The 18,753-nt window shown below is 65.1% G+C and carries 16 protein-coding genes; 14 read left to right on the forward strand and 2 right to left on the reverse strand.

From position 1 onward, the window contains the following. Positions 1-975 precede the first annotated feature (975 nt). Positions 976-2,700, forward strand: coding sequence for a dihydroxy-acid dehydratase (gene ilvD / locus GA0061098_RS25870; protein ID WP_091963208.1), 1,725 nt, complete (start codon positions 976-978; stop codon positions 2,698-2,700). Further along, positions 2,687-3,517, forward strand: a complete 831-nt coding sequence (locus tag GA0061098_RS25875; protein WP_091963212.1) for a tetratricopeptide repeat protein — start codon at positions 2,687-2,689, stop codon at positions 3,515-3,517. Before ilvD ends, GA0061098_RS25875 begins: the two co-directional genes overlap by 14 nt. A 98-nt stretch (positions 3,518-3,615) precedes the next feature. Here the strand turns inward: GA0061098_RS25875 and xth are convergent, their stop codons facing one another. Continuing rightward, positions 3,616-4,413 carry an exodeoxyribonuclease III gene (gene xth / locus GA0061098_RS25880; RefSeq protein ID WP_091963215.1) on the reverse strand — a complete coding sequence of 266 codons (798 nt, stop codon included), beginning with the start codon at positions 4,411-4,413 and terminating at the stop codon, positions 3,616-3,618. 134 nt (positions 4,414-4,547) lie between these two features. Here xth and GA0061098_RS25885 point away from each other — a divergent pair, with 134 nt between their 5' ends. Continuing rightward, positions 4,548-6,878, forward strand: a complete 2,331-nt coding sequence (locus tag GA0061098_RS25885) for a hybrid sensor histidine kinase/response regulator (RefSeq protein ID WP_091963218.1) — start codon at positions 4,548-4,550, stop codon at positions 6,876-6,878. A gap of 4 nt (positions 6,879-6,882) precedes the next feature. Here the strand turns inward: GA0061098_RS25885 and erpA are convergent, their stop codons facing one another. Beyond that, positions 6,883-7,212 carry an iron-sulfur cluster insertion protein ErpA gene (erpA, locus tag GA0061098_RS25890; RefSeq protein WP_038949166.1) on the reverse strand — a complete coding sequence of 110 codons (330 nt, stop codon included), beginning with the start codon at positions 7,210-7,212 and terminating at the stop codon, positions 6,883-6,885. A 148-nt stretch (positions 7,213-7,360) separates the two neighbouring features. On the opposite strand from erpA, the gene GA0061098_RS25895 reads away from it, so the two are divergent. The 11 genes from GA0061098_RS25895 to GA0061098_RS25945 all read left to right on the forward strand — a co-directional run bounded on the left by GA0061098_RS25895 (position 7,361) and on the right by GA0061098_RS25945 (position 18,661). Further along, the gene (locus tag GA0061098_RS25895; RefSeq protein WP_165637602.1) at positions 7,361-8,557 is read left to right on the forward strand and encodes a deoxyguanosinetriphosphate triphosphohydrolase; all 1,197 of its coding nucleotides are present in this window, start codon (positions 7,361-7,363) and stop codon (positions 8,555-8,557) included. A gap of 9 nt (positions 8,558-8,566) precedes the next feature. Further along, positions 8,567-10,357 carry an arginine--tRNA ligase gene (argS, locus tag GA0061098_RS25900; protein WP_091963224.1) on the forward strand — a complete coding sequence of 597 codons (1,791 nt, stop codon included), beginning with the start codon at positions 8,567-8,569 and terminating at the stop codon, positions 10,355-10,357. A gap of 141 nt (positions 10,358-10,498) precedes the next feature. Further along, a complete protein-coding gene (locus GA0061098_RS25905; RefSeq protein ID WP_091963682.1) occupies positions 10,499-12,103 on the forward strand; it encodes an SPOR domain-containing protein in 1,605 nt (534 codons plus the stop codon). A 46-nt stretch (positions 12,104-12,149) separates the two neighbouring features. Beyond that, a complete protein-coding gene (gene nagZ / locus GA0061098_RS25910) occupies positions 12,150-13,178 on the forward strand; it encodes a beta-N-acetylhexosaminidase (protein ID WP_091963227.1) in 1,029 nt (342 codons plus the stop codon). Next, on the forward strand, positions 13,175-14,014 hold the full coding sequence (locus GA0061098_RS25915; RefSeq protein WP_018317872.1) for a segregation and condensation protein A: 840 nt from the start codon (positions 13,175-13,177) through the stop codon (positions 14,012-14,014). The genes nagZ and GA0061098_RS25915 overlap by 4 nt, the downstream gene beginning before the upstream one ends. 21 nt (positions 14,015-14,035) lie before the next feature. Then, the gene (scpB, locus tag GA0061098_RS25920; protein ID WP_165637603.1) at positions 14,036-14,800 is read left to right on the forward strand and encodes an SMC-Scp complex subunit ScpB; all 765 of its coding nucleotides are present in this window, start codon (positions 14,036-14,038) and stop codon (positions 14,798-14,800) included. 167 nt (positions 14,801-14,967) lie between these two features. Next, positions 14,968-15,201, forward strand: a complete 234-nt coding sequence (locus GA0061098_RS25925; protein WP_028145381.1) for a twin-arginine translocase TatA/TatE family subunit — start codon at positions 14,968-14,970, stop codon at positions 15,199-15,201. Between the two features lie 90 nt (positions 15,202-15,291). Continuing rightward, positions 15,292-15,795, forward strand: coding sequence for a Sec-independent protein translocase protein TatB (tatB, locus tag GA0061098_RS25930; protein ID WP_091963232.1), 504 nt, complete (start codon positions 15,292-15,294; stop codon positions 15,793-15,795). Then, the gene (gene tatC / locus GA0061098_RS25935; protein WP_091963235.1) at positions 15,792-16,610 is read left to right on the forward strand and encodes a twin-arginine translocase subunit TatC; all 819 of its coding nucleotides are present in this window, start codon (positions 15,792-15,794) and stop codon (positions 16,608-16,610) included. The genes tatB and tatC overlap by 4 nt, the downstream gene beginning before the upstream one ends. 203 nt (positions 16,611-16,813) lie before the next feature. After that, positions 16,814-18,145: a serine--tRNA ligase gene (gene serS / locus GA0061098_RS25940; RefSeq protein ID WP_091963238.1), complete on the forward strand. Its 1,332-nt coding sequence runs from the start codon at positions 16,814-16,816 to the stop codon at positions 18,143-18,145. A gap of 153 nt (positions 18,146-18,298) precedes the next feature. After that, positions 18,299-18,661 carry a hypothetical protein gene (locus tag GA0061098_RS25945; RefSeq protein WP_091963241.1) on the forward strand — a complete coding sequence of 121 codons (363 nt, stop codon included), beginning with the start codon at positions 18,299-18,301 and terminating at the stop codon, positions 18,659-18,661. Positions 18,662-18,753: the final 92 nt, after the last annotated feature.

Consider the following 18,753-nt stretch of genomic DNA (forward strand, 5'->3'; position numbering starts at 1 on the left):
ACCTGTATGCTGCTGTGCGGTTCTTTCTGCGTGTGCATTTCGCGCAGCGGACCGCGGGTGCGAGCCAGCACCCGGCCTTCCCTGCGCCCTCTTGGCTTTAGAGGGTGGAGCGACCAAGCAAAGCTCGGGCGAATGCGCCGCGAGGACGAGAAGGCGTGTGCATCCACACATTCAGTTGCCCGCCTTGTGCGCACTTGCGCACTGGGGCGGGTGATCCAGTATTCCAGAGACAGTTGTGATTGAACCGAGAAGCCGCAGCGTACTGGATTCCCCGCCTTCGCGGGGAATGACGGCGTCACTTGGAGAACCAGGGTGTCACCTCATACGCGGTCATTGCGAGGAGCGAAGCGACGAAGCAATCCAGAGTCTCTCTGCGGAGGGATTCTGGATTGCTTCGTCGCAAGGGCTCCTCGCAATGACGGCGTGGAGAAAGCGTGCGTCATAACTCCGCTCTCGTGCCCCGGACGCAGCGCAGCGCTCCTTCAGCGGTGCGCTGCAGAGCCGGGGCCCATCCATCCGCATCGCGCCCTGTTGCTTTCTGGATCCCGGCTTTGCGCCGCAACGCTAAGAGGCGTTGCGGCTTGTCCGGGACACGAGGGAGGAATCGTTGATGAGCAGCGCGCCCCGACTCACCCGCGCGCGGTCACCGCCTCGCGGAGCAATTCGGAAGTGTTGTTGCCGATACAAAATCTGAAGTTGTGGATCATCCTCCCTCCGAGGGTATTTCAGTAGTCCACCCCGTGTCTTCCCGGTAACGATTGTGCTGTCTACGCAACACCCGGTTCCGATTTAACCGTCATCACTGGTGGTTCGCATCACCGCCGCTTTTTGGCCACACCCGAGCATGAATAAAATCGCTCTAATGTTTTAGGGGTAGCGGCGGTCTTCGAAGGCGACGAGAAATCCCAAGGTCGATTCAAATCTTGGCTCTGATTTTTCGGGTCTGAAAGGGTTGACCGAGGAAACTGGTTTGCGATGGACGCGAAGACCGACATCAAGCAGAGGCTGCCGAGCCGTCACGTGACGGAAGGCCCTGCGCGCGCGCCGCATCGGTCCTATTTCTACGCCATGGGTCTGACCACCCAGCAGATCCACCAGCCTTTCGTTGGCGTTGCCTCCTGCTGGAATGAGGCCGCTCCCTGCAACATCGCCCTGATGCGCCAGGCGCAGGCGGTGAAGAAGGGCGTGGCGTCGGCCGGCGGCACCCCGCGCGAGTTCTGCACCATCACCGTGACCGATGGCATCGCCATGGGCCATGACGGCATGCGCTCCTCGCTGCCGTCGCGCGAATGCATCGCCGACTCCGTCGAGCTGACCGTTCGTGGCCATGCCTATGACGCCCTGGTCGGGCTTGCCGGCTGCGACAAGTCGCTGCCGGGCATGATGATGGCGATGGTCCGTCTCAACGTGCCCTCGATCTTCATCTATGGCGGCTCGATCCTGCCCGGCACTTTCCGCGGGCAGCAGGTCACCGTGCAGGACATGTTCGAGGCCGTCGGCAAGCACTCCGTCGGCGCCATGTCGGACGAGGATCTCGACGAGATCGAGCGCGTGGCGTGCCCCTCGGCGGGTGCCTGCGGCGCGCAGTTCACCGCCAACACCATGGCGACCGTGTCCGAGGCGATCGGCCTCGCACTGCCTTACTCGGCCGGCGCTCCGGCACCCTATGAAATCCGCGACGCCTTCTGCATGACCGCGGGCGAGAAGGTGATGGACCTGATCGCCGAAAACATCCGGCCGCGCGACATCGTCACCCGCAAGGCGCTGGAGAACGCCGCCGCCGTGGTCGCAGCCTCGGGCGGTTCGACCAATGCTGCGCTGCACCTGCCGGCGATCGCGCATGAGTGTGGCATCAAGTTCGACCTGTTCGACGTAGCCGAAATCTTCAAAAAGACACCATATGTCGCGGATTTGAAGCCGGGTGGTCGTTATGTCGCCAAAGACATGTTTGAAGTAGGTGGCATACCGCTTCTGATGAAGACGCTGCTCGACAACGGCTTCCTGCACGGTGATTGCCTTACCGTCACAGGCCGCACGATCGCCGACAACCTCAAGAGCGTGAAGTGGAATCCGCACCAAGACGTGGTGCACCCGGCAGACAAGCCCATCACCGTCACTGGCGGTGTGGTCGGTCTGAAGGGCAATTTGGCGCCAGAAGGTGCGATCGTGAAAGTCGCGGGAATGTCCAACCTCAGGTTTACCGGTCCGGCCAGGTGCTTCGACCGCGAGGAGGATGCTTTCGAGGCGGTCCAGAAGCGCACCTACCGCGAAGGCGAAGTCATCGTGATCCGCTACGAGGGGCCGAAGGGCGGCCCCGGCATGCGGGAAATGCTCCAGACCACCGCGGCGCTGACCGGCCAGGGCATGGGCGGCAAGATCGCGCTCATCACCGACGGCCGCTTCTCCGGCGCCACCCGCGGCTTCTGCATCGGCCATGTCGGGCCGGAAGCTGCCATTGGTGGCCCGATCGGGCTGCTCGAGGACGGCGACATCATCGAGATCGACGCGGTCGCCGGTACCCTTAACGTAAAATTGAGCGACGCCGAGCTGGCCCAGCGCAAGACCAAATGGACCGCTCGCGCGACTAACCACACGTCAGGTGCGCTCTGGAAGTATGCTCAACAGGTTGGACCAGCGGTCGGGGGGGCAGTGACCCATCCGGGCGGCGCGCACGAGAAACAGTGCTATGCGGACATCTAGGCGTGCCATAGTTGCGTTTGTGTTGGGGGCCGGTGCGCTGGCCGCCCCGGCGCTTGCCTTCGACGGGGCTCCGGTCAACCCGAAGGACGCGACCATCCCGGTCGTGACCACCTTGCCGGGGACTGCGGTGACCGCGCGCGGTAAGGTCGCGCCGGCGACTGTGCCTCAGGAGACCTCGCTCAGTGCGCTGCAATATGCCGCCGAGGGTGGCCACCCCATCGCACAGTGGAAGCTCGGCCGCATGTACGCCAATGGCGACGGCGTCGCCCAGGACGATCTGCGCGCCTTCGAATATTTCAGCCGGATCGCCAATGCGCATGCCGAGGACAGCCCGTCGGCACCGCAGGCGCAGATCGTGGCCAACGCCTTCGTCGCGCTCGGCCGCTATTATCTGAGCGGCATCCCGAACTCGAAGGTCAAGTCGGACCCGGAGCGGGCGCGGGAGATGTTCTCCTATGCTGCGTCCTATTTCGGCAATGCTGACGCGCAATACGATCTCGCCCGGCTCTATCTGAAGACGCCGGACGCCTCGCGTGAGGATTTCCGCTATGGCGCGCGCTGGCTCGGCCTTGCCGCGCAGAAGGGCCAGCACGAGGCCCAGGCGCTGCTCGGCCAGATGCTGTTCAACGGCGACCGTCTGCCGCGACAGGCCGCGCGCGGCCTGATGTGGCTGACGCTGGCGCGTGACAGCGCCGGCGCCGACGAGACCTGGATCAAGGAAAGCTACAGCCGCGCCTTCGCCAAGGCCTCCGACGACGACCGCGCCATGTGCCTGCAAATGCTGGAACAGTGGGTGCAGGGCGGCCGCCGGGAGTAGCTCGGCAACCTCGGTGCCGTAGGGTGGGTTAGCGACGACATCCTCGCTGATTCAACGCGGAACGTCGGAAGCGTAACCCACCACCTCGGGGCCCCGGCCTACGCCGCCTCCAGATCCAGATCCGCCCACACCGGCACGTGGTCCGACGGCTTCTCCCAGCCGCGCACATAGCTGTCGATCCCGACATTGGCGAGCCGGTCGCTGGCCTGCGGCGACAGCAGCAGATGGTCGATCCGCAGGCCCTGGTTCTTCTGCCAGGCCCCGGCCTGGTAATCCCAGAAGGTGTAAAGCCCGGGCTCATCCGTGACGGCTCGCAAGGCATCGGTCAGCCCGAGGCCGAGCAGGGACTGAAAGCTCTCCCGCGTCTCCGGCTTGAACAGCGCGTCCTCGGTCCAGGCGGCCGGATTATGCACGTCGCGGGCGTGCGGGATGACGTTGAAATCGCCGGCGAGGATCAGCGGCTCCTCGGTCTTGAGGCGCTCTTTCGAATAGTCAAGAAGCCGCGACATCCATTTGAGCTTGTAGGGATATTTCTCCGTCCCGACCGGATTGCCATTGGGCAGATAAAGGCAGGCGATGCGCAGCACGCCCGACTTCAGCGTCACCACGCCCTCGAGGAAGCGCGCATGGGCATCCTCGTCGTCGCCGGCAAGCCCCGACTTGGTCTCGTCGAACCGGAGCTTGGAGAGCAGCGCGACGCCGTTGAACGTCTTCTGCCCATGGGTGATGACGTTGTAGCCGAGCGCCTCGATCTCCAGCCTCGGAAAGGCCTCGTCGACGCATTTGATCTCCTGGAGGCAGACGATGTCCGGCTGGCACTCCCTCAGCCAGGTCAGGAGAAGGTCGATCCGCTGCCGGACCGAGTTCACGTTCCAGGTGGCAACTCTAATGGTCATGTCGGCGGGCTCCGGGCAGGGGCCATGGTTAGAACAAACTGCAAACGCGCCCGTCAAGGACGCCGCAAAATCTCCCACAAAATTAACCCGCCTTAAGCAGGCGGCAGGCCATTGATCGTCAAAAGGTTCCACGAATGGGATGGCCGGACAAACCGATGAAGCGAACCGAGCCGCGTGACGGCCTGATCGGCGCGTTCCTGTATTGGCTCGGCGGCTTCGAGATTGAGGACGGGCTGACCGCCGATCTCAGCGAGCGCGAGATCCGCCGAATCCGCGCCAAGCAGATCGACGCCGTGACGCGGCTGATTCCCGTGACGATGGCGGTGACGATGCTGAACGTCGCCATCGTGCTGATCCTGTTCTGGGGCAGGGGCTGGAACGACTTCCTCGCAATCTGGGGCCTGACGCTCGCCGCCACCGCCTCGCTCGCGGTGCGCGCCTGGCGGCGGTCGCATCAGAACCCGCCGCAGGAGGCCTCGCCTCGCGCCGCGCGGCGGATGCTGCGGCAGGCGGTCTTGCTCGCCGCGATCTGGGGCGCGCTGCCGCTCGCTCTGTTCAGCCGCATCGAGCCGACCAGCCAGCTGATCCTGGCCTGCCTGATGGTCGGCATGATGTCGGGCGGTGCCTTCACGCTGTCGACGTTCCCGCGCGCCGGCCTCGTCTATCTCGCCACCATGACGACCGCCTGCGCCGGTGCGATGCTGCTCTGCGGCGCCGGGCCGTATCTGGTGACGGCGGTGTTCCTGTTGCTGTTCGCATTTTTCATGGCGCGCAGCATCGTCTCGCAGGGCAATCTGTTCCTCGGCAATCTCAAGGCCCAGCTCGAACTCGAACGCCAGACCGAGATCATCTCGCTGCTGCTGAAAGACTTTCAGGAGAACGCCAGCGACTGGCTGTGGCAGACCGATGCCGAAGGGCATCTGGTCGATGTGCCCGAGCGCTTCGCGGACGTCGCTCAGTTGCCGCTGCCGCTGTTGAAGGGATCGCATTTCGCCGACGTGCTCGACATGCTGTGCCCGGAGGACAAGAGCGCGGCCTACAACGTCGTCGGCCTGATGGAGCAGAACGAGCCGCTGCACGAGATGAACCTCAAGGTCGTCGCCGGCGGCGAGGCGCGGCTGTGGTCGCTGACGGCCAAGCCGGCCTATGACCGCGAGGGACAGTTCCTCGGGTATCGCGGCTTCGGGCGCGACGTGACCGAACGCTGGCGCGCGGAAAAGGCGGAGGCCGAGAGTCGCGCCAAGTCGGACTTCCTCGCGGTGATGAGCCACGAGATCCGCACGCCCATGAACGGCGTGCTCGGGCTTGCCAGCATGCTGCTCGAGACCAGGCTCGATCCGGAGCAGCGCGAGGCGGTCACCACGATCCGCGAGTCCGGCGACAATCTCCAGCGCATCCTCAACGACATCCTCGACCTGTCCAAGCTCGAGGCCGGGCGCTTCACCTTCGAGGTGATCGACTTCGCCCCGCAGGCGCTGGTGGAGGCGGTCGCGACCGTGGTGCGCGCGAGCGCCAAGGGCAAGGGGCTGACGGTCAAGCTGGAACTCGACCCGAACCTGCCGCCGACGCTGCGCGGCGACGTCGCGCGCATCCGCCAGGTGCTGCTCAACCTCGCGTCCAATGCGGTGAAGTTCACCGATGAGGGCGAGGTGACGATCTCGGCGACCTGCCAGGCGCGCCGCGATTTGCTGGCGACCGTCGAATGGACGGTGACCGACAGCGGCATCGGTATCGCTCCCGAAAAGCTCGGCCAGCTCTTCAGCGATTTCGCCCAGGCGGACGCCTCGATCAGCCGCCGCTTCGGCGGCACTGGCCTCGGCCTTGCGATCTCTCGGCGCATCATCGAGCAGATGGGCGGCACCATCGGCGTCACCTCGACGCCGGGCGAGGGATCGACCTTCCGCTTCACGCTGGTGCTGCCCTGGAGCCAGGCGCAGGTCTCCGAGCAGACGGCCGGCCACGAGGAGGCCGACGAGCTCCAGGCCCGTATCGCCGGTCTCGATCGGCCGCTGAAGGTGCTGGTCGCGGAGGACGACGCGGTCAACCGCATGGTCGTGAGCAAGATGTTGGGGGCCTTCGACGTCGAGCTGCGCGTCGTCACCGACGGCGCTGAGGCCGTCGCGGCAGCATCCGAAGGCAATTACGATGTGGTGCTGATGGACGTGCGCATGCCCGACATGGACGGGCTCGCGGCCACCCGCGCGATCCGCGCGCAAGGCGGGCGCTACGAAGCTTTGCCGATCGTCGCGCTGACCGCCAACGCCTTCCCCGAGGACGTCAGGATCTGCCGCGAGGCGGGCATGTCGGACTTCCTCGCCAAGCCGCTGCGCAAGCCGGCGCTGGTCGCGGCATTGCTGCGCGCGCTCGACGGGCACGTGATGACGGAGGACGCGCCGCTCCAGCCGGAGCTGATGCCGGTCGAGATGGAATGGACGGACGAGGAGAAGCAGATAACAGGCGCGTAAGCGGTCAGACCGAGAAGCTGGTCCCGCAGCCGCAGGACGCAGTAGCGTTCGGATTGTTGACGCGGAACGAGGCACCGATCAGATCGTCGACAAAATCGACCTGCGATCCCGCCAGGAACGGCTGCGAGGCCGAATCCACCAGCACCACCGCATTGTCCTGCTCGATCACGAGATCGTCGTCGGTCCGCGCACGGTCGATGTCGAACTTGTACTGGAAACCCGAGCAGCCGCCGCCCTCGACCGAGATGCGCAGCATCGCGCCAGAGCCTTCGCCCTTGAGGATCTCCCCAATCCGGCGTGCGGCGCGGTCACTGATGGTCACGTCGGTCGTCATGGCTCGTCTCCGATAGTCCCGCGGTCATACCAGGTTCACTTGGCAGGTTCACTTGCCCAATTCATTTGGTATCCCGCGTCCGGCATAGTTAAGTGCAAGGATACGCAGAATCAAATGGATAGGGACTAAATTCGTCGTGTCCGTCGGAATGGCTGCCCCCCATGCGCCCTATGCCTGCGATCCCGACCGCAGCCGCGGCCGGCTGGTCGCGGAGCCGCCGAGCCGGACCCGCAGCCCGTTCCGGCGGGATTGCGACCGGGTGATCCATTCCACCGCGTTCCGCCGCCTGAAGTACAAGACCCAGGTGTTCGTGTTCCACGAGGGTGACCACTACCGCACCCGGCTGACCCATTCGCTGGAGGTGGCGCAGATCGCCCGTGCGCTGGCCCGGCAGCTCGGGCTGGACGAGGATCTCACCGAAACCCTGGCGCTGGCCCACGATCTCGGCCATCCCCCGTTCGGCCATGCCGGCGAGCGGGCGCTGGACGCCTGCCTGAAGGACTTTGGCGGCTTCGACCACAACGCCCAGACGCTCCGCGTCGTCGCTTCGCTCGAGCATCGCTATCCTGATTTCGACGGGCTCAACCTGAGCTGGGAGTCGCTGGAGGGCATCGTCAAGCATAACGGTCCGCTGACCGACCGCAGCGGCGCGCCGGTCGGTCGCTATCGCGAGCACGGCATTCCCGTCGGCATCGCCGACTATATCAAGACCTACGACCTCGAATTGTGGAGCTTCGCCTCGCTGGAGGCGCAGGTCGCCGCCATCGCCGACGACATCGCCTATGACGCCCACGATATCGACGACGGCCTGCGTGCCGGCCTGTTCCATCTCGACGATCTCAAGGTGATGCCGCTCACAGCTGAAATCATCGCAGAGACCTCAGCGCACTATCCCGATCTCGAAGACCTCAGGCGCGGTGCCGAGCTCGTGCGCGAGCTGATCTCACACCTGATCGGTGCGGTGTTCGCGCAGGCGCAGAAGAACCTCGCCGCGGTGAAGCCCCAATCGGCCCAGGATGTCCGCCAGCAGAGCTGGGCGCTGGTCGCATTTCCGGCCGAGGTCGCCGAGGAGGAGGCCGCCATCAAGACCTTCCTCTATCAGCACATGTACCGTCACAAGCGGGTGATGCGGGTGATGGGGGAGGCGGAGCAGATCCTGTTCGACCTGTTCGCGAAATACCTGAAATCCCCTAGCGAGCTGCCGCCGGAATGGCTGCTGGGGGCGGAGGCGGACAATGAGGGTGACCGGGCCCGCCGGATCGGCAATTTCATTGCCGGAATGACCGACCGTTTCGCCCTGACCGAGCACCAGCGGCTTTTTGACTCGACCCCGGATTTGCGTTAGGCGGCGGCCATGCCCGACACATCCTCAGCACTGCATTTGTTCGCCGACGTGCTTGCACGCGTGCACGCCGCCTGCCGCACGCTGGCGGCGGAAGCCAATTGGCCCGAGGGCATCGATTTCGCGCGCGTGGTGGTCGAGCCGCCGCGCGATCCCTCCCATGGCGACATGGCGACCAACGCCGCCATGGTGCTGGCGAAAGAGGCAAAGGCCAAGCCGCGCAATCTCGCCGAGCAGATCGCCGAGCGGCTGCGTGCCGACGCGCTGATCGCCAAGGTCGATGTCGCCGGTCCCGGCTTCATCAATCTGACTTTGAGGCCGGCCGCCTGGGCGGAGGCGCTGCGGACTGTGCTGCGCGAGGGCGCCGATTACGGCCGCGTCCGCGGCGGCTCTAAGGTCAATATTGAATACGTCTCGGCCAATCCGACCGGGCCGATGCATGTCGGTCATTGCCGCGGCGCCGTGTTTGGCGACGCGCTGGCGAGCCTGCTCCAGTTCGCAGGCCACGACGTCGCGCGCGAATATTACATCAACGACGCCGGCGCCCAGGTCGACGTGCTCGCGCGCTCCGCGTTCCTGCGGTACCGCGAGGCGCTCGGCGAGGACATCGGTCCGATTCCGGAAGGGCTCTATCCGGGCGACTATCTGAAGCCGGTCGGCGCGGCGCTGGCGAAAGAGCACGGCGACAAGCTCCTCGCGATGAGCGAGGCCGGATGGCTGCCGACGGTGCGCGCCAAGGCGATCGCGATGATGATGGACGAGATCAAGGACGATCTCGCCGCCCTCAACATCCGCCACGATGTGTTTTTCTCCGAGCGCTCGCTGATCGAGACCGGCAACAACAAGGTTGCCGAGACCATCGATTTCCTGAAGGCCAAGGGCGACGTCTACGAAGGCCGCCTGCCGCCGCCGAAGGGCGCGCCGGTCGAGGATTGGGAAGACCGCGAGCAGCTGCTGTTCAAGGCGACGGCTTACGGCGACGACGTCGATCGTCCGCTGATCAAGTCGGACAATTCCTACACCTACTTCGCCGCCGACATCGCCTACCACAAGAACAAGTTCGACCGCGGTTTTGCGGAGATGATCGACGTCTGGGGCGCCGACCATGGCGGCTACATCAAGCGCATGCAGGCGGCGGTGAAGGCGACGACGTCAGGCAAGGGCTCGCTCGACGTCAAGATCGTCCAGCTTGTCAAGCTGCTGCGCAACGGCGAGCCGGTGAAAATGTCCAAGCGGAGCGGGGACTTCGTCACCTTGCGTGAGGTGGTGGATGAGGTCGGCCAGGACGCCGTCCGCTTCATGATGCTCTACAGGAAGAACGACGCCGTGCTCGACTTCGACCTCGCCAAGGTCATGGAACAGTCGCGCGACAACCCGGTGTTCTACGTCCAGTACGGCCACGCTCGTGGCCACTCGATCTTCCGCAACGCGAGAGCGGAGGTGTTCCCGGAACTGCCGGAGGATGCCGGAGAGCGGATCGCCTGGCTCGCTGAGTCGGCGGTGGAACGGCTGTCAGACCCGGTCGAACTCGACCTGCTCAAGCGGCTCGCAATATTTCCGCGCATGCTGGAAGCCGCAGCCGCGGCCCACGAGCCGCACCGAATTGCCTTTTATCTCTATGATTTAGCCAGCGAATTTCATGCACTTTGGACGAAGGGGCGCGATTTGCCCTATTTACGCTTCATTATCAATAATGATGCAGAGCTTACAAAGGCGCGACTGGCCATGGTCCAGGGCGTCGTCTCGGTTCTGGCATCGGGCCTCGCCATCCTCGGCGTCCATGCTCCGAACGAGATGCGGTAGTTTGGGGCGAACTACTTAAGGGGAATATCTGGGGTAACCGGCAGAAGCCGGATCGCTTAGACTTGGTTGAAAGCCTTGTGGGTCGAAAGCCGTGCCTTGGTCGAGGGGCGCGCGGCTTTCCCGAAGGGACGCATCATCACGATGGCCGAACGATATCAGGACAGACCGTTTCCCTCCGATGACTACGGTCGCGGTGGCGCCCAGCATGGCAAGGCGGAGAGCGATCCCTTGGCCGAGCTCGCCCGCCTGATCGGACAGACCGATCCGTTCGCAGCTCAAGGGCGGCCCGGCGCGCATCCGCCGGCAGCCCCCGCGCCCGCACAGAGCTATCAGGACGACGACTATCGGCAAGAGGATCGGCAAGACGATTATCAGCAGGACTACGCCGAGCAGGCTCCGCCGGCGCAGCCCGGGCCGCCCTCATGGATGCGGCGCGCCAACGTGCAGCCGCAGCCGGCGCCAGCTCCCGAGCCCGACTATCCCGTGTCCGTAAACCCGGTTCATCCGTTGCACCGCTATTCAGCCCAGCCCGCCGCGCCCGAGCCTGAGCTTCAGCCGCAGGCTTATCAGGATCACGCCTATCAGGCGCAGCCCTACCAGGGGCAAGCCTACCAGGATCAGGCCTACCAGCAGCAGGATCAGGCTTACCAGCAACAGGCCTATCAGGAGCCGCATCAGCAGCCCGATCCGGCGCGTTACGACGATGCGCTCTACGGCCGGCTGGAGGCAGGCGAGCAGGACTATCAGCGCGAGCCGGCCTATCCCGACGATCCCTACGCGTATCAGAGCGACTATCCCGATGCGGAGCTCGAAGAGCCCAAGAAGCAGCGCGGCGGCATGATGACGGTCGCGGCGATCCTGGCGCTTGCCGTGGTCGGCACCGGCGCCGCCTTCGCCTACAAGACCTATGTCGGCTCGCCCCGCAGCGGTGAGCCGCCGATCATCAAGGCCGACAACACTCCGACCAAGATCGTGCCCGCGCCGACGGATTCCTCGGCCAAGGTGCCGGATCGCATGGTGAGCGGCGATGGCACCGAGAAGATCGTGCCGCGCGAAGAAGCGCCGGTCGACGTCAACGCCAAGGCGGGCGGTCCCCGCGTGGTGTTCCCGCCGCTGAACCAGAATGCGAACCCGCCGTCGGTCGCGAGCGTGTCGCCGTCTGCGGTGCCGCTACCGAGCACCAGCGCGACCTCAAGCAACGGCACGATGCCGAACAATTCGCCGCGCGCGATCAGGACTGTCGCCGTGAAGGGCGATCAGACCGATAGCGCCACGCCGCAATCGGCCGCTGCCGCCAGGCCCACGGCGGGGCCGAAGCCAGTTGCTGCACCCGTTGCACCGGCCGCGCCGCGCACTCCGCCGACCTCTGCCAATGCCAGCGCCAACCAGCCGATGTCGCTGGCGCCGCAGTCGGTCCCAGCGGCCGAACCGCCGCAGCGGATGGCTGCGACCACCCCGACGCAAATCGCGCCCGCCAGCAGCGGCGGTGGTGGCTACGTCGTGCAGGTCTCCTCGCAGCAGAGCGAGGATAGCGCCGCCGCGTCGTACCGCGTGCTTCAGAGCAAGTATGGCAGCGTGCTCGGCTCCCGTTCGCCGGTGATCAAGCGCGTCGACCTCAGCGACAAGGGCAAGGGCGTCGTCTACCGCGCCTTCGCTGGGCCCTATGGTTCGGCCGAGGAAGCGACGCACGCCTGCAACAGCCTGAAGTCTGCTGGCTTGTCTGCCTGCTTCGTCCAGAGGAATTAACGGCCGTTTCCTTGACCCCCTCGCGGGTCAGGGTTAATCGGCCGTTATGAGCACGCGGGCCTTCATTACCGGTGTATCCGGAACGGAACTGACCGCCGTCGAGCGGGAGTTTATCCGCGAGCAGCGCCCATGGGGCTTCATCCTCTTCAAGCGCAATGTCGCAACGCCAGCTCAAGTCGCTGCACTGGTTGCGGAATTGCGGACGGCGGCGGGTGCCGCCGACGCGCCTGTCCTGATCGATCAGGAGGGCGGACGGGTGCAGCGCCTGGGTCCGCCGCACTGGCCGGTCTATCCGCCGGGCGCCGTTTTCTCGACCTTGTACGACACTGATTCGGCACTTGGGCTCACCGCGGCGCGCCTGTCCGCCCGTCTGATCGCAGCCGATCTTGCCGATCTCGGCATAACCGTGGATTGCCTGCCGCTGGCCGACGTGCCGGTCGAGGGCGCCGATGCCGTCATCGGGAACAGGGCTTATGGCACCGAGCCTGGCAAGGTTGCGGCGATTGCCCGCGCTGTCACCGAGGGCCTGGAGCAGGGCGGCGTGCTGCCGGTCCTCAAGCACATCCCCGGCCATGGCCGGGCCACTGCCGACACCCATTTCAAGCTGCCGACGGTCGATACGCCCAGGGACGAGCTGGAACGGACCGACTTCGCCGCATTCAAGCCGCTTTCGGACCTGCCGATGGCCATGACTGCACATGTTGTGTTTAGCGCGGTCGACCCCGCCCATCCGGCGACGACATCTGCGACAATGATTGCTGACGTGATTCGCGGCGCAATCGGGTTCCAGGGTTTGTTAATGAGTGATGACGTGTCGATGAACGCGCTGTCGGGGAATATCGCCGAGCGGACCCGCGCCATCTTCGCGGCCGGCTGCGACATGGCCCTGCATTGCAACGGCAATATCGAGGAGATGCGCGAGGTCGCCGGCCAGACACCGGAGCTGTCGGGCCGGGCGCTGGAGCGGGCGAACGCCGCGCTCGCCGCGCGCAAGGCGCCGCAACCGCTCGACCGCGTCGCCGCACGCACTGAGCTGGACGCATTGATCGCACGGGCAAACACGGCATCCGCATGACCGCAGAAATTCTATCTTTCGAAACCGGGCGGCCCGCAGAGCTTGCCGAGGGTGAGCCGGCGTTGGTGGTGGACGTCGAGGGCTATGAGGGTCCGCTCGATCTGTTGCTCGCGCTGGCGCGGCAGCAGAAGGTCGACCTCGCCAAGATCTCGATCCTGGCGCTGGCCGACCAGTATCTCCACTTCATCGAGGCCGCGCGAAAGATCAGGCTCGAGCTTGCCGCCGACTATCTCGTCATGGCGGCATGGCTCGCCTTCCTGAAGTCGCGCCTGCTGCTGCCGGAGCCGCCGAGCGCGGAAGGCCCGAGTGCCGAGCAGATGGCGACCGCGCTCGCCAACCGCCTGCGCCGGCTGGAGGCCATCCGCGAAGCCGCCAACCGGCTGATGAACAGGCAGCAATTGCTGCGCGACATCTTCCCGCGCGGCGAGCCTGAGCAGATCGCCGAGATCAAGCATCCGAAATACACGGCGACGCTGTACGATTTGCTCACCGCCTACGCCTCGCAGCGCCAGTCGCGCGTGCTGGCGAGCGTGCATCTGGCCAAGCGCACGGTGTGGTCGCTCGCCGAGGCGCGCGCCACGCTGGAGCGGCTGGTCGGCAGCATCAGCGAGCAGGACGATTGGGGCGTGCTCGACGACTTCCTGGTCCGGCACGTCGCCGATCCGACCCAGCGCGCGACGGTGTTCGCCTCGAGCTTCGCCGCCGCGCTGGAACTGGTTCGCGAAGGTCAGCTCGAGCTGAACCAGAAAGAGGCGTTTGCGCCCATCTATTTCCGGAAGGGGCGCCCCAAACCGGTGCCGGACGCAGCTCCTGCGCCTGATGCGCCGGTCGGTTAAGTGCAAGAAGGAGAAGCTGCCATGGCAAGCCTGGCTGAAGTGCGGGTAGAAGAGGCCGAGCCGATGGAGAACGAATCCCAGGCACGTCCCGAGGAATTGCGGCTGCTGGAAGCGCTGCTGTTTGCTTCGAGTGAACCGCTGGATACCGCGACGCTGGCCAAGCGGATGCCCGAGGGCGTCGACGTCAAGGCCGCGCTCGAGCAATTGCAGGCCGACTACGCCTTGCGCGGGGTGAATCTCGTTCGCGTTGCCAACAAATGGACCTTCCGCACGGCCGGCGATCTCGCCTGGCTGATGACGCGGGAGAGCACCGAGACGCGCCGCCTGTCGCGCGCGGCGATCGAGGTGCTGGCGATCATCGCCTATCACCAGCCCGTGACGCGCGCCGAGATCGAGGAGATCCGCGGCGTCGTCACCTCGAAGGGCACCCTCGACGTGCTGCTGGAGACCGGCTGGATCAAGCCGCGCGGCCGCCGCAAGACGCCCGGCCGTCCGCTGACCTTCGGAACCACCGAGGACTTCCTGTCGCAGTTCACCCTGGAACAGCTCGGCGATCTGCCGGGCCTCGAGGAGCTGAAGGGCACGGGCCTCCTGGATTCGCGCCTGCCGACCGGATTCAGCGTGCCGACGCCGTCGGACGACCCGCAGCTTCGCGAGGACGAGGATCCCTTGGAACCGGGCGAGGACCTCGATCTGGCGCTGGCGCCTGCGGTCGAGCCCGAGAGCCCGGAAGAGACCCCGGAAGGCGGCAATGAGGGTGGCGGCGAAGGCGGCACCGAAGAGTGAGGCCTTGGCGTTTTACCGGTGCCCTGCGACCGGTTAACACTAGCAAGATTACGTAGTGCCAACAGCGAATTGGCGCTGCCTAGGTCCTTGTTTTTGAGACCTGCCAAGCCTAGGTTTCGGTGAAGATCGGCCGGGTCCCCGGCCATGCGCGTTTGGAGGGTTGCAGGATGGGTTCACTCAGCATTTGGCACTGGATCCTGGTGATCGCAGTGGTCCTGCTGCTGTTCGGCCGCGGCAAGATTTCGGATCTGATGGGCGACGTGGCGCAGGGCATCAAGGCGTTCAAGAAGGGCATGCAGGACGACGACAAGCCCGCCGAGAAGCCCGAGCCGGCCAAGTCCATCGAGCACAATAATGCACCGACCGCGGCGCGGTCCGACGTCGGCAGCAAGGCCGTCTGAGCCGGAAGAAGCATGCGAGACGCGGGGTGCGGCCCGATCCTGCGCGCAAGGGATTGGGCCGGCTGCGGCTTCGCGTGAACGGAAGACCTCATGTTCGACATCGGGTGGAGTGAACTGGTCCTGATCGGGGTCGTGGCCCTGATCGCCATCGGCCCGAAAGAGCTGCCGGGCGTGCTGCGCATGGTCGGCCAGTGGATGGGCAAGGCCCGCAAAATGGCCGCCGAATTCCAGGGCCAGTTCCAGGAAGCGATGCGCGAGGCCGAAATGGCCGACCTCAAGAAGAGCTTCGACGAGGTCAAGGAAGCCGCGACCGGCTTCACCAGTAACAATCCGCTGACCTCGCTCCAGAAGGACGTCAGTGACGCGCTACGCGTCGATGCGCTCGATAAGCCGGCGGAGACGCCGACCACAACTGCCATCGAACCGCCGACGACACCAACGACACCGGAAGCGCCGACGCCCGCGACCTTCATGGAAGCCGAGGCGCATGCGGCTGCGAACGAGCCACTTGCGATTACCCGTGAGGTCGAGCAGGCGCCGGTTGGGCAGGACACCGCGCCATCCGAAGCGATCAAGGACGTCAAAGCGTCATGACCGACGCCGATATCGAGGCCAGCAAAGCCCCGCTGATGGACCATCTGATCGAGCTGCGCTCGCGGCTGATCAAGGCGCTGCTCGGCTTTGGCATTGCGTTCATCTTCTGCTTCTTCTTCGCCAAGCAGATATTCAACGTGTTGGTATGGCCATATGTCCTGGCCGTCGGCGATCCCGCAAACGCCAAGCTCATTTACACCGCGTTCCTGGAATATTTCCTGACCCAGCTGAAGCTGGCGATGTTTGGCGCGGCCTTCATCTCGTTCCCGATCGTGGCAGGGCAGGTCTACATGTTCGTGGCGCCCGGGCTCTACAAGCATGAGAAGCAGGCCTTCCTGCCGTATCTGGTCGCGACGCCGTTCTTTTTCGTGCTGGGTGCGGCGCTGGTCTATTTCGTTGTGTTCCCGATGCTGGCGCGCTTCTCGCTTGGCATGCAGCAACTCGGCAGCGACGAGACCGCAAAGATCGAGCTGTTGCCGAAGGTCGGCGAATATCTGTCGCTGATGATGTCGCTGATCTTTGCCTTCGGCATTGCGTTCCAGCTTCCGGTGATCCTGACGCTGCTTGGCCGCATCGGCATCATCACCTCGAAGATGCTGCGCGAGAAGCGGCGCTATTTCATCGTCATGGCCTTCGTCATCGCGGCCGTGCTGACGCCGCCCGACGTGATCAGCCAGTGCTCGCTGGCGATTCCGCTGATGGCGCTCTATGAGGGCTCGATCATCGCGGTGGCGATGGTGGAGAAGAAGGCCGCCGCCGCGGCGCAGACCGCCACCGGCACCGACGTGTCGACGCCGGCCAATCCGGCGGAGTAGAGGCCGCCACACCATCGCTGTCATTCTCCGCGAAAGCGGGGAATCCAGTACGCCGCGGCCTACCAAGGAATCACTCCCGTCTCTGGAATACTGGATCGCCCGCTTTCGCGGGCGATGAGAGCTGTGCTAGGGGGAGGCGCGCGCCAATGTAAACTGGCAACATTTGACGTTGACTGTTTACGCGCTGATCCAGGATCACAGCCATGCACGACATCAAATCGATCCGCGACAATCCGCAAGCCTTCGACGCCGGCCTCGCCCGGCGCGGCCTGAAGCCGTTGTCGGCCTCGCTGCTCGCGATCGACGAGACGCGGCGCGCGGCGATCCTGGCGTCCGAGCAGGCGCAGGCGCGGCGCAACGCGGCGTCGAAGGAGATCGGCGACGCCAAGAAGGCCAAGGACGAGGCGCGCGCGGCCAAGCTGATGGCCGAGGTCGCCGAGCTCAAGACTACGATGCCGCAGCTCGAGGCCGCCGCGAAAGCCGCCGATGAGGAGCTGACCAAAGAGCTGTCCGCAATCCCGAACATTCCGTTCGACGAAGTGCCCGATGGTGTCGACGAGCACGGCAACGTGCAGCACCACGTGTTCGGCAACAAGCGCAACTACGGCTTTGCGCCGAAGCTGCATGACGATCTCGGCACCGCGCTCGGTGACATGGATTTCGAGGCGGCGGCAAAACTCTCCGGCGCCCGCTTCGTCGTGCTGAAGAAGAGACTGGCGCGGCTCGAACGCGCGCTCGGCCAGTTCATGCTGAATCTGCACGTCGACGAGCACGGCTATACCGAGATCAATCCGCCGCTGCTGGTGCGCAACGAGATCATGTTCGGCACCGGACAATTGCCGAAATTCGAGGATGATCAGTTCTGGGCGATCAAAGGCGAGCTCCTTGCCTCGCCCGACCAGGAGCGGCTGAGGACAGAGCGCCTCGGCCTCATTCCGACCGCCGAAGTCTCGCTCACCAACCTCGCGCGCGAATCCATTCTCGACGAGAAGCAATTGCCGATGCGCCTCACCGCGCTGACGCCGTGCTTCCGCGCCGAGGCGGGCGCTGCCGGGCGTGACACGCGCGGCATGATCCGCCAGCACCAGTTCACCAAGGTCGAGCTGGTCTCGATCACGACGCCGGAGGTGAGCAAGGACGAGCTGGAGCGCATGCTGTCCTGCGCCGAGCAGGTGTTGCAGAGACTTGGCCTGCATTATCGCGTGATGACGCTTTGCGCAGGAGACATGGGTTTCTCGTCGCAAAAAACCTATGACATTGAGGTCTGGATGCCGGGGCAGGGCGAGGGCGGGGCATTCCGCGAGATCTCGAGCTGCTCGGTCTGCGGCGACTTCCAGGCACGACGCATGGATGCGCGCTCGCGCGGTCCCGACGGCAAGCCGCGTTTCGTCCACACGCTGAACGGTTCGGGCACCGCGCTCGGCCGCGCGCTGATCGCCGTGATGGAGACCTATCAGCAGGAGGACGGCTCGATCGCAGTCCCCGACGTGCTGCAGCCCTATATGGGCGGCGTGAAGGTCATCGGGCACGACTAAAGCGTTTTCGGGCGAAGTGGGTACCGGTTTGCGTCAAGAAAACGCGTCAAGACGAGAATCGCGTTGCCCGTCTGAAATGTTGGAAACGATCGGTTGCGAAGATCGGGCGGCCGGCTATCCTGCCGGCCACTCGACAACGCGAACCCACCGTTCATGGCCTTGCACCGCGACATCTTCTGGGTCGGCCGACAATGGGCGGTGACGGGGGCCGGGATTCAGGCCGTGGATCAGCGCCTGCGCGGCGTGCTCGACATCGAGATCGCGCGGCTCTGGGACCAGGATCTCGTGCAGAGCCGGCGGGCCAAGCCGGGTGTGAATGCTGCCGACTTCGACAACGCGCTGACGGTGGCGCGCGAACGCTTTCCGCAGACGCCGGAGCCGGATGCGTTCGTTGCGCAATTGGAGGCGCTCGGCGTGATCGAGGCTGCCGTCGTCAGTCCGGCGGTACCTGCGATGAGTCTGCGTGCGGAGGGGCGGCTGGCGCGCTTCCTGCCGCAATGGCGCATCCGCCGGTAGGACGTGGCCGGGAACCTCTGATCAGCCGGTTTGCCTGATGGGCCGGAGCCGGATAAGACGGCTCAGACCCCGCTTTTTGGAATCGACCCTTC

The sequence above is a fragment of the Bradyrhizobium shewense genome (assembly GCF_900094605.1).
Classification (GTDB): domain Bacteria; phylum Pseudomonadota; class Alphaproteobacteria; order Rhizobiales; family Xanthobacteraceae; genus Bradyrhizobium; species Bradyrhizobium shewense.